The organism is Burkholderia sp. lig30, from assembly GCF_000687455.2.
Classification (GTDB): Bacteria; Pseudomonadota; Gammaproteobacteria; order Burkholderiales; family Burkholderiaceae; genus Burkholderia.
In genome coordinates this window covers 21,532-32,590 of record NZ_JGVW01000090.1, presented here as the reverse complement: position 1 = coordinate 32,590, position 11,059 = coordinate 21,532, and the positions used below count along the sequence as shown (strand labels likewise).

The 11,059-nt window shown below is 68.5% G+C and carries 10 protein-coding genes; 4 read left to right on the top strand and 6 right to left on the bottom strand.

The window, feature by feature from the left end:
* Nucleotides 1-173: 173 nt before the first annotated feature.
* The 3 genes from LIG30_RS18160 to LIG30_RS18150 all read right to left on the bottom strand — a co-directional run bounded on the left by LIG30_RS18160 (nt 174) and on the right by LIG30_RS18150 (nt 2,710).
* Nucleotides 174-782 (bottom strand): hypothetical protein, encoded by a 609-nt coding sequence (locus LIG30_RS18160; RefSeq protein ID WP_152986145.1) that lies wholly within the window; start codon nt 780-782, stop codon nt 174-176.
* Nucleotides 783-1,110: 328 nt separating this feature from the next.
* A complete protein-coding gene (locus tag LIG30_RS18155; protein WP_038714153.1) occupies nt 1,111-1,599 on the bottom strand; it encodes a hypothetical protein in 489 nt (162 codons plus the stop codon).
* Between the two features lie 205 nt (nt 1,600-1,804).
* A complete protein-coding gene (locus LIG30_RS18150; RefSeq protein WP_038714150.1) occupies nt 1,805-2,710 on the bottom strand; it encodes a helix-turn-helix domain-containing protein in 906 nt (301 codons plus the stop codon).
* A gap of 232 nt (nt 2,711-2,942) precedes the next feature.
* Between LIG30_RS18150 and LIG30_RS18145 the strand changes: the two genes are divergently transcribed.
* From LIG30_RS18145 to LIG30_RS18130, 4 genes are read left to right on the top strand one after another with little or no spacing between them, the layout of a single operon-like run.
* Nucleotides 2,943-3,821 (top strand): SDR family NAD(P)-dependent oxidoreductase, encoded by an 879-nt coding sequence (locus LIG30_RS18145; protein ID WP_051995087.1) that lies wholly within the window; start codon nt 2,943-2,945, stop codon nt 3,819-3,821.
* Nucleotides 3,818-5,572, top strand: coding sequence for an FAD-dependent oxidoreductase (locus LIG30_RS18140; protein WP_051995086.1), 1,755 nt, complete (start codon nt 3,818-3,820; stop codon nt 5,570-5,572). The genes LIG30_RS18145 and LIG30_RS18140 overlap by 4 nt, the downstream gene beginning before the upstream one ends.
* Nucleotides 5,569-5,907, top strand: a complete 339-nt coding sequence (locus LIG30_RS18135; RefSeq protein ID WP_038714148.1) for an NIPSNAP family protein — start codon at nt 5,569-5,571, stop codon at nt 5,905-5,907. The genes LIG30_RS18140 and LIG30_RS18135 overlap by 4 nt, the downstream gene beginning before the upstream one ends.
* Nucleotides 5,908-6,684: an SDR family NAD(P)-dependent oxidoreductase gene (locus tag LIG30_RS18130; RefSeq protein WP_038714146.1), complete on the top strand. Its 777-nt coding sequence runs from the start codon at nt 5,908-5,910 to the stop codon at nt 6,682-6,684.
* A gap of 105 nt (nt 6,685-6,789) precedes the next feature.
* Here the strand turns inward: LIG30_RS18130 and LIG30_RS18125 are convergent, their stop codons facing one another.
* From LIG30_RS18125 to LIG30_RS18115, 3 genes are all read right to left on the bottom strand, one after another.
* On the bottom strand, nt 6,790-7,620 hold the full coding sequence (locus LIG30_RS18125; protein ID WP_038714163.1) for an aldo/keto reductase: 831 nt from the start codon (nt 7,618-7,620) through the stop codon (nt 6,790-6,792).
* A 76-nt stretch (nt 7,621-7,696) separates the two neighbouring features.
* Nucleotides 7,697-9,469: an FAD-dependent oxidoreductase gene (locus tag LIG30_RS18120; RefSeq protein ID WP_051995085.1), complete on the bottom strand. Its 1,773-nt coding sequence runs from the start codon at nt 9,467-9,469 to the stop codon at nt 7,697-7,699.
* 329 nt (nt 9,470-9,798) lie between these two features.
* Nucleotides 9,799-11,013, bottom strand: coding sequence for a porin (locus tag LIG30_RS18115; RefSeq protein ID WP_038714145.1), 1,215 nt, complete (start codon nt 11,011-11,013; stop codon nt 9,799-9,801).
* Between the last annotated feature and the right edge of the window lie 46 nt (nt 11,014-11,059).

The following is an 11,059-nucleotide window of genomic DNA, read 5'->3' as shown; positions in this document are numbered from 1 at the left end:
GATCGCCTATCTCGGCATGGCTGCGGAATCCGAACTGCTCGCGGTGGGCGACACCGGCAAGGCAGCGTGGGCGTAACCACGGTGGGGAGAGACAGGCTTATGCAGCAGCGTTCCCGGTTATTTTGCCTGATCGACGGCGCAGCCGATCCGGCCAGGCTTCGGCCCTTGTCCGCCTACCCTCTGAACGTCTGCCATTGAAGCGAGTCGTTCAACGACTCGATGACCAGCCTGTCGACCGGGACAGGCTTGATCGATCCGCACCAGTCGGATGGATCGGCACCTTGCTGCACGGCTTCCTCGACCAGGGCATTCCGCACGTCGTCCTCGATGCGGGCCCGTTGCCAAAGCACGTCATCCCGGAGCAGCTTGCACGCGTCGATTCCGAACCGGACAAGCCCGCCTCCGGCCGCGCGGGTCTGCCGCATCGACAGGCGGATGCGCTCGCCGGTCTTCGGATCGATCGCTCCCTTGTTTGCCGTGTTCTCCCAGAAGCGATTGAGCGAGAACCAGACCAGCGGGCGCGCGTGCGGAGCTGCGCCGAGTGCCCTCGGCAAAATGCATTCGTTCATGATGATCGACTCGAAATTCATCATGACCGTGTAATGCCATGCCATCGTCGTCACTTTCGCGGGGCCGGGATGCATGGCGCGACGCTGGGTGTCGGGTTCATGGGTATCGGCCCGCCGGACCGATGCGGAGGAGGCCGCGGATTCGCATGTCGCAGCGGAAGAAAAGGAAGAATTGCCAAACATGGCGTGTTGGGTCTCAGGATTCAAAGGCATGCTTCCCGATCGGGGGAGCAAGTCCGGTGTAAAAAGCGCAGGTGCGTTGCGCCGGCGCCGGACGGCAGCCGGCGACGCGGCGCGTGCAACGGTAGACCGCGCGAGCGTTCGTTGACCGACTGCGGCCCGGTGTGCAGCGGGCACGTGGTGATTCGGCGGCATGCCGGACGTATCGAAGGCCAGCGCTTCAGGATGTGTTGCGCAGACCGAAGCGACGCGCGATGACGCCGCTTACGCGGGCGACATGGATGCGGTCAGCAAGCGATCGCCCGGCAGGCGCGCGAACACCTCTCGTGAATCGAGCGTACGAAACGTTCAGTCGATGACGTCAGGCGGGAAGGAGCGCCGGGGGCGCGCGCGCGTGCCGGGACGGCCAGACGAGGCGGGAGACGGGAACCGCTTCCGGGGCGCGGCACCTGATCGGCCGCGTCAGCAGATAGCAGAGAATGAGCGGAATCGCAGCCGAGACGACCGCCAGCGCAAGCGCCGCATTGAACGGGCAGATTCCGTGCGCGGGCGCGTCGCCGCCATGCCCCGGGTCGTTCGGCGCGGCACGATGCGCCAACGCGGAAACGCCAGCGGTCCTGTCGATGGACACACCGGTTGCATCGGGTCGCCTGGTCCCGGCAAGAAGCAGCGCAGACACCGCCACAGGGCCGTGGCCGCTGCACAAGGTGACCGCGAGCGGATCGGCATCGACGCGCGTATCGACCATGAATCCGGTCGGAATCAGCGAACGCAGCACGAAGACGAGCAGCAGCAGGAGCGAGGCTCCGGCCGAAACATGGCGTCGTGCGTGCATCGTGCTGAGATTCATGGTGACGCGATTATAGCGATTGGCTGCGCATCGCCGGGGAGTGTTGCCGAACGCGAGCTTCGACGGATGGCGGCCGGCAGCGCAGTGATCATCCCGGACACGCCTGTATGGATCTGGTGGGCGAATGGAGGCGAGGAGAGACGTCTCAAGTCAGGATGACATCACCGCATGGAAGGACTTCCCCGGCATAGATCATCAATACGGCCTACAAAGCATCCTGAAACCGCATTTGCCGAATCACTTCATCCCGGAACGCGGTAGGGCTTTGCCCGGTGTGTTTCTTGAAGAAGCGCGCGAAGTAGGCCTCATCGTCGAACCCCAGCGCCGCCGCCAGTTGCTTGACGCTTTTCGTCGTGTAGACAAGCTCGCGCTGTGCCTCGCGAACGATGCGGGCGTTGATCACGTCGAGGCTCGACAGCCCGAGCGCTTCCCGGCACAGCCGCGACAGCTGCCCGGCGGTGATGCCCAGCTCGCCCGCATACCAGTCCACCGGCGCGCGGGTGCGAAAGCGCTCGTCCACCAGCGTCCTGAAGCGTTCGATCTGCGCCGCCTTGCGCGAGCTGGCGGCCGGCGGCACGGCTTCCTGTACCGATCTCAGGCGCGCGATCTGCACCAGCAGCGCGGTGAGCAGCGACATGCCCACCGCAAGCTGACCGTTGGCATCGGTGCGCGCCTCGCGCTCGATCGCGAGGAAGAGCGGCATCAGCGCGCGGGCATGGCGCGTGCCGGCGTCCAGCGTGAGCACCGCCGGCTTGCGAATCACATTCACGAGTTCCGGCATCAACAGGCCGGCCACCGATTCGAGCGGCGCTTGCGCGGCCGTGACGACCGGCCCGTCCACCCGGTCGGAGAAGTGCAGTCCATGCACGGTCTGCGCCGGAATGACCACGACGCACGGTGCCTTCAGCGGCCAGCGCGCATCGTCCAGCAACACCTCGCCGTCGCCCCGGCGCAGATAGAGGATCTGCAGGAACGCCTCGTGCAGGTGAGGCTTGATGTCCCAGTTGTTCGGGCCGGAACGTTCCGGAATCCACTCGAAATTGAATGAATGGCATCCGCCCGGCTGCGCCGGATCGCCATACAACGCGTAATGAGGGATCGTTGCGGTCACCTTGCTCTCCTCGCTAAGGATGCACGAATTGTCCAGGCATTGGCCGCAATCGTCAATTCAACGAAGTAGCGGCCGTTCCTAGAATTTGAGCCTTCAAGCAAGGGTTTTCGGCATGGGGGCCTCCATGCCGGAATCACCGTCTCAACCGGATCGATGTTCCAGACGGCTGGTTTATGAGCGGTATGCCCTCGCTGGATGACGACAAGGACAGTGAGCAAGGAGGAGACTCGATATGGATACGTCCCGACAGGACTGGCTGGGGCTGGCCGGCGGCGTGGTCGCCGTCACGGGTGCCGCGAGCGGCATCGGCGCCGCGATCGCGCAGGCGCTGGCGGCCGTCGGCGCCAAGGTGGCGCTGCTGGATCGCAATGCAGACGGTTGTCGTCAGGTGGCCGATGCATTGGCCGCGCGCGGCGCAGACGTGCTGGCCGTGGCGGCCGACACATCAGATGAAGCGAGCCTTGCCGCGGCGGCCGCGCAGGTGCGCGACACGCTCGGCCCGTGCCACGGGCTGGTCAACAATGCCGGCCTGCTGCGCCCGGCCAGCCTCGATGCGGTGACGCTGGACGACTGGAACGCCGTGCTGGCGGTCAACCTGACCGGCTATCTGCTGTGCGCGCGCGCGTTCCGCCCGCAGATGCTGGAGCAGGGCGGCGGCAGCCTGGTGCACGTCGCGTCGATTTCCGCGAACTTCCCGCAGACGCACAGCGGCGCCTACAGCCCGAGCAAGGCCGGCGTGCTGCTGCTGTCGCGCCAGCTGGCCGCCGAATGGGGGGCGCTGGGCATCCGCAGCAATGCGGTCTGCCCGGGCATGATCCGCACCCCGCTGTCGGCAGCGTTCTACGCGCAACCCGGCGTCGAGGAAAAGCGCGCGGCGGCCACCGCCAGCCGCCGTATCGGCGAGCCGCAGGACATCGCCGATGCCGTTCTTTACCTGCTGAGCCCGCGCGCCGGCTACGTGAACGGCGCGGAACTGGGCGTGGACGGCGGCATGCCGTCGATGTTGATGGATCTGGTGCCGCGCCCCGGTTTCAGCGCGGCCGACGCGCCGGCCGCGGCCGCGCATGCCGCCGTTCACGCCGCCGTTAGCGCGGAAGGAGCAGCCCGATGAGCAACCTGCAGAATCGGCCGCTCGAATGCGACCTGCTCGTGGTCGGCTCCGGCGCCGCCGGACTGGCCGCCGCGGTGACCGCGAAAAAGCGTGGCCTCGACGTGGTGGTGCTGGAGAAGGAGCCGGTGTTCGGCGGCACCACTGCGCTGTCCGGCGGGGTGCTGTGGGTCCCGTTGAACGCGCACGGCCGCAAGCAGAACCCGGCCGACACGGTCGAGGCGGTGCGGACCTACATGATGCGCGAGACCGGGGCCTTCTACGACGAGGCGGCCGTGTCCGCCTTCATCGACAACGGGCCGAAGATGGTGGAATTCTTCGAGCGCGAGACTGCGGTCAAGTTCGTGCCCACGCTGTATCCGGACTACCACCCGGACGCGCCGGGCGGCGCGGACGTCGGCCGCTCGATCCTGGCCGCGCCGTTCGACATCCGCGCGCTCGGTCGCGACATGGCGCGGCTCAAGCCGCCGCTCGAGACGATCACCTTCATCGGCATGATGTTCAACTCGTCCAACGCCGACCTGAAGCACTTCTTCAACGTCACGAAGTCGTTGACCTCGTTCGTCTACGTCGCGAAACGGCTGGCGGCGCACCTGAAGGAGCTGGTGCTGTATCGGCGCGGCATCCACGTGACCAGCGGCAACGCACTGGCGGCGCGGCTCGCGAAGTCCGCGCTCGACCTCGGGATTCCGATCCTGACCTCGACGCCGGTCACGCAAGTGCTGCTGGAGGGCGGCAAGGCGGTCGGGGTGCTGGCCGCCGGCCCGGACGGCGAGCGGCGCATCGTCGCGCGCCACGGCGTGGTGCTCGCGTGCGGCGGCTTTCCGCAGGACGTCAAGCGCATCGCCGGTGCCTATCCGCATCTTCGGCGCGGAGGCGAGCACCTGTCGCCGACGCCGGCGGGCAACACCGGCGACGGCGTGAACATGGCCGAAGCGGCCGGCGGCGCGGTGGATATCCGCTTCGAGGATGCGTCCGCATGGATGCCGGTGTCGCGCGTGCCGTACGGCAACGGCAAGTACGGGGTGTTTCCGCACCTGCTGGACCGCTACAAGCCCGGCGTGATCGGCGTGCTGCGCAACGGCAGGCGCTTCACCAACGAATCCGCGTCCTACCACGACGTCGGCGCCGCGCTGGTCCGCGCGTGCGACGGGCAGAAGGAAACGGCGATGTGGCTGGTGTGCGACAAGGCCGCGCTCGCCAAATACGGCCTCGGCTTCGTCAAGCCGGCGCCGATGCCGGTCGGCAAGTTCCTGCGCAACGGCTACCTGATCAAGGGCAAGTCGCTCGCCGAGCTCGCGCGCAACGCCGGCATCGACCCGGCCGGGCTGGAGGCGACCGTGCGCGCCTACAACAAGGACGCCGTCAACGGCGAAGACCCGGCCTTCGGGCGCGGCAGCACGTCGTTCAACCGCTATCTCGCCGACCCCGCGCACACGCCGAACCCTTGCGTCGCGCCGGTGGCGCAGGGACCGTTCTATGCCGTGAAGGTGATCATGGGCGACCTGGGCACCTTCGACGGCGTCAGGACCAGCGTCGTCGGCGAGGTGCTGCGCCGGGACGGCACGCCGATCGACGGGCTGTACGCGGTCGGCAACGACCGCGCCAGCATCATGGGCGGCAATTATCCGGGGGCGGGCATTACCCACGGCCCGAACATGACCTTCGGCTACGTCACCGGCAATCACGTCGCCGACAAGGCGAAGGCCGCAGCCGTCACGCAGACGGCCGGCAGACAGGAGGTGAAGGCATGAGCCCGCTCGCCAGACCGCTGATCGATCACCGCGTGTACACCATCCGGCTGCGCAAGATGGGCGAGTTTCTCGACGTGTTCAACCGCATGGCGATGCCGATCCTGCTCGACACGCTCGGCCATCCGGCAGGCTTCTACGTGAGCCAGGTCGGGCCGCTCAACCAGTTCGTCCATCTGTGGGCTTACGAGGATCTCGCCGACTACGAGCGACGCAGCCGCAAGCGTGACACGCACCCGGATTTCCCGGCGTACCTGGCGGCTTCCGAGCACCTGATCGTCGCGCAGGAAACCCGCTTGATCCGGGCCGTCGAGATGCCGGCCTGGCAGGGGGCGTAAATGGCGAACGCAGAGAACGTCGTGATCGTCACCGGCGGCGCGGACGGCATCGGTTGGGCGTGCGCCGAGCGGCTGGCGCAGGATCGTGCCCGCGTTGTGCTGGTGGACCGCAACGAGCCGGCAGTACGGCAACGCGCTGACGCGCTCGGCGCCGCGCACCTCGGATTCGGCGCCGACGTGACCGACGAGGCGTCGGTCGCGGCGCTGATGCGCGAGGTGCTTGCCCGCTTCGGGCGCCTCGACGGGCTGGTCAACTGCGCGGGGGTGCCGGATCAGGCCGCCGCCACGCTGGAACAGGACGTCGCCGCGTTCGACCGCGTGCTCGGCGTGCATCTGCGCGGCACCTTCCTGCTGTGCCGGGAGGCGGGGCGGGCGATGCTGCCGCGTCGCAGCGGCGCCATCGTGAACCTCGCGTCGATCGCCGGCCTGGCCGGCATTCCGGCCCGCAACGCTTATGGCGCGGCCAAGGCCGGGATCGTCGCGATGACCCGCTCGCTGGCGTGCGAGTGGGCGCGTTCGGGGCTGCGCGTCAACGCGGTCGCGCCGGGCTACGTGCGTACCGCGCTGGTCGACAAGCTGGTGCGCGAAGGCGCGCTCGACGTGGCGGCGATCGAAGCGCGCACGCCGCTGGGGCGCCTCGCCGAACCGGCCGAGATCGCCGACGTGATCGCGTTCCTGCTGTCGTCTCGCGCGAGCTACGTGACCGGCACCTGCGTCGAGGCGGATGGGGGCTGGCTGGCGCTGGGCGCGCCGGAAAGCGCGCTCGCGAATGCCTGAACGCGAGCCCCGAACGCGATCGGGCCGCGACCAGCCACGACCAGCCACGACCAGCCACGACCAGCCGCGACGGCATGGTCGCTTCCGCTTCCGCGTCCGCGTCCGTTACGCCGCTTCGTCCCAGTGCGGCGCGAATGCCGGACTCACGAGGCGCAGATCCTTCGGCAGGCCGGCGATGATCGCGCGATCCTCGTCGTCGAGCGGTACGTCGAGCGACGCCAGGTTGGCGAGCTGATTGACGCGCCCGCTCGCCTTCGGCACCGCGGCGACGTTCGGCTGGTCGAGCAGCCACTTGAGCGCGACCTGCGTCGGCAGCACGCGGTGCTTGTCGGCGATCCGCCGGATTTCCGGCATGTCGGACACCTGGTTGCGCGCGAGCGGGCTGTACGCGATCAGCGCCATGTCATGCTGCCGCGCGAATTCGAGCAGCTTCGTCTGGCCCAATGCGACGTGGTACTCGACCTGCATTGCGGCCAGCGGCGCCTGCATGTCCTCGACGACCTCGCGCATCAGCGCAAGCGGAAAATTCGCGACGCCGATCGCGCGTGCCCGCCCGTCTTCCTTGAACGACACGAGCGTGTCGATCGTCTCGGCGAGATGCCAGTCCTGCGCCGGCCAGTGGATCAGGAACAGGTCGACGTAGTCCGAGCGAAGCGCGCGCAGCGTGTTGTCGAACGACTGCCGCATGCGCGCGGGGCTCAGCTGGTCCCACCATACCTTGCTGGTCACGTGAATTTGCTCGCGCGGGACCGCCGATTCGGCGATGGCCTTGCCGACCGCTTCCTCGTTGTTGTACGCGGCGGCGGTATCGATATGGCGATAGCCCGATTCGAGCGCAAGCGCGACGGCGCGCGTGCATTCGTCCGCCAGCATGGGCCACGTTCCCAGGCCGAGTTTCGGCATGTTCAGTCCGTGGCGGTTGACGATGTGCTGCATGAACGATTCCTCCGTTTCCTGTGCGGGCGGCGTGCGACGCACCGCCGTTGATTGCCGGCGCTGGTGCCGGCACGCATCAGCCGTGCGTGTTCTCGCATGCCGAGGCGCGCGGCGCCCGCGCCGCTACCGTACGACCCTGCGCGGCGAATTTCGCGATGCGCCAGCCGAACACGATGGCCGGGCCGAGCGTCGTGCCGGGCCCGGGATAGGTGCCGCGAAAGATCGACGCGAGATCGTTGCCGCACGCGAACAGGCCCGGGATCACGCGGCCCGCGGTATCGAGCACCTCGCCGTTCGCGGTGCCGCTCAGCCCCGCGCTGCACGCGAGATCGGCCGGCCATACGGTCACGGCGTAGTACGGCCCCGCGCCGATCGGCCGGATGCACGGATTCGGCTGTTGCCGCGCGTCGCCGTTGAAGCGGTTCATCGGGCTGCTGCCGCGCCCGAATGCCGGGTCCCGGCCTTCGGCGGCGTCGCGGTTCCACGTCCGAACCGTGCGCTCGAGCCCCGCCGCATCCACCTGCAGCTTCGCGGCCAGCTCGGCGAGCGACTCGCCTTTGACCAGATAGCCCGCCCGCTCGAATTCGGCGATGCGGCTCGCGCTGCGCGCCGGCATCAGCAGGCCGAGGCCGTACTCGTGGATGAATGCCGCGTCGACGATCAGATGGGCGGGCACGCTCGGCCCGTTGCCGCCGTCGCGCAGCATCCCCATCACGAAGTCGTGATACGAATCCGACTCGTTGACGAAGCGTTCGCCCCGGCTGTTGACCGCGATCAGGCCGGGCTTCGCGCGGTCGAGGATGATGTGCGGCCAGACGCTGTCGTCGCGTTCATTGCCGCCGGGGGCGCGGCGGATCGAGCAGGGCATCCACAGGCCCGGGCTGTCGCCGCCGTCCTCGACGCGCGCGTCGACGCGCTGCGCGCGATCCACGCCGTCGCCGGTGTGGGTGTCCGGCGACAGCGACAGCGGGCGCGCGGCGGCGGGAAAGAGCTGCTTGCGCAGCGCCGGGTGGCGCGTGATGCCGCCGGTGGCCAGCACCACGCCCCGGCGCGCGCCGATCCGCTTGCGGCCGCCGTCCGGCGTCGCGACGATCGCGCCGGTGACGCGGCCATCCTCGCGCACGAGCTCGACGAGCGGCGTGTCGAAGCGGACGTCGACGTTGCGCTTGCGCAGGCTGTAGTAGAGCCGGGCGGCGAGCGCGTTGCCCATCACGAGCTGGGTGCCGCGCGGATAGCGCAGCCGGTCGATCGCGTAGCGGCCGACGACGGCGATCGTGCGCCGGAGACTGGCGAGCGACGCGAACGGCGCGAGCAGCGCGTTGAGGTCGTTGCGGGCGACCATCATCCCGCCGAGCCCCATGAATTCCTTCCGCGGCGGCCGCACGCGCGCGAACGCGCGGCCGAGCACGCGGGCATCGAACGGCGCGGGCACGAGCGCGCGTCCACCGAACGCGGCGCCGGTGCCGGTCACGTAGTCGGGGTGAGCGGTGGCGGCGATGAACTTGACGTCGCTGATGCGCGCCAGCTCGTCGATCGCCTGCGGCCCGCTTTGCAGGAACGCTTCGCGCGCGTCGTCGCCGCCGCGCGCGCCGACCACCGCCTGCAGGAAGCGCCGCGCATCGTCGACGCTGTCGGGTACGCCGGCCTCGGCGCTCAGCGCCGTGCCGGGCACCCAGGTGGTGCCGCCCGAGGTGGACGTGATGCCGCCCACCGCGCCGGTCTTCTCGCACAGGAGGACGGCGAGGCCCTCGTGATCCGCGACGAGCGCGGCGGTCATGCCCGCCGCGCCCGCGCCGAATACCAGCAGATCGACTTCTTCGTCCCACGCCCGTGTCTCGATCGAGCCCATGTCCGTGCCTCCTCCGTTTCGTTCCGCCGTCCGCCCGAGCGGGGCGTCAGCGGCGGATGATGTTTTGATGATTGTGGAATCTTATTCCAGTTAACGTAAAAGTGGAATAACGTTCAACAAAAATGGATGGCTCGGCGAGCCCGTGCGCCGATGGGAGTGGCGGGGGTGAGTGAGAGCGAGAACGGGCGAGGGCGGCCAAGAGCTGGCAAGAGCTGGCAAGAGCTGGCAAGGGCGGGTGAAAGCGGGTCGAAGCCGGCCGGAGCTGGCCGGAGCGGGAAAAAGCGGGCGAGCGTGTGCGTTCGCCCGCTTCGGGAGGCGGGCGACGACGGTCAGAACCTGTGCACGATGCCGACGCCGGCGGCGAACTGGTTGCGCGTCGAGGACGGCGCCGAGTTGAAGCCGTCGCCGAGCGTGGCGGTCGCGTCGATCACACTGCCGCCGCCTGCCGTGCCGAGCGTCTTGCCGTTCGCGTGCTGGTACGCTTCGAGCGCGTAGAAGCCGGTGCGCTTCGACAATGCATAGTATTGCGACAGGTTGAACTGATGATATTGCGCCGCGCTCGCGATGCCGTTCGCCTTCGTCGCGCGCGTGTAGCTGTAGCCCGCGCCGAAATCCAGCATCACGGCGGGCTTCCAGTGCAGCACGACGCCGCCGGTGTTGAAGATCGCGGTGTCGGTGAACTTCGAGCCCGAGCCGGGGATGTACTGCACGTTCGAATAGGTCGCGGACACGTCCCACGCGCTGTTGAACGCGTAGCTCGCGCCCACCGCGAAGCGCTGCTGTGCCTGCGCGGTCTGATAGCCATTCGTCAGCGCGGAGACGCCTGCCTGCGCGCCGTTGTTCGAGGTCGTCGAATCCGCGCCGAACGCGCCGCCTGGCGTCGAGTTGTTGATCCGCGAGAAGCCGACCGCCACGCCGACCGGGCCGTTCGCGTACTGGATCGCGCCGGTCCAGGTCGAGCCGGCGTTCAGGCTGCCCGCCACGCCGCCGAGCGAATACGAGCCGCCGAACGTGAAGCCGTAGAACTTCGGCGACAGGTACACGATGGTGTTGTTCGCGCGATAGATGGTGTCGAGCCCGTCGATGTCGCCCGGGTGGGCGCCGTAGAAGCCGGTGAGCCAGTTGGTCGGGCTGTACGGCGAAAGCAGCTGGTAGTACGCGGCATATTGCCGGCCGAACGTGAGCGAGCCGTAGGCGGGATTCGTGAAGCCGACCCACGCCTGGCGCCCGAACATCGCGTTCGTGTACTGCTGCGCGCCGTTGGTCGAGTTGATGCCCGATTCGAGCACGAAGAGCGCCTTCGTGCCGTCGCCGAGATCCTCCGCGCCCCGCAGGCCGAAGCGGCTGCCGGCCCAGACGCCGCTCACCATCTTCACGGCGGAGTGGCCGCCCGAGGTGGAGCCGAGCGTCGTCTGGCTGCTCTGGTAGGACATGCCGGTGTCCACGACGCCGTACAGCGTCATGCTCGACTGGGCGAACGCCGGCGAAAGGGCCAGCATGGCCGCGCCCGCTGCGAGGGCTTGATGTCCGGTGCTGCGTTTCATCTGTTGTCTCCTGCTTGTTGTCGTCATGGAAAAAGCGGGCGGCGGC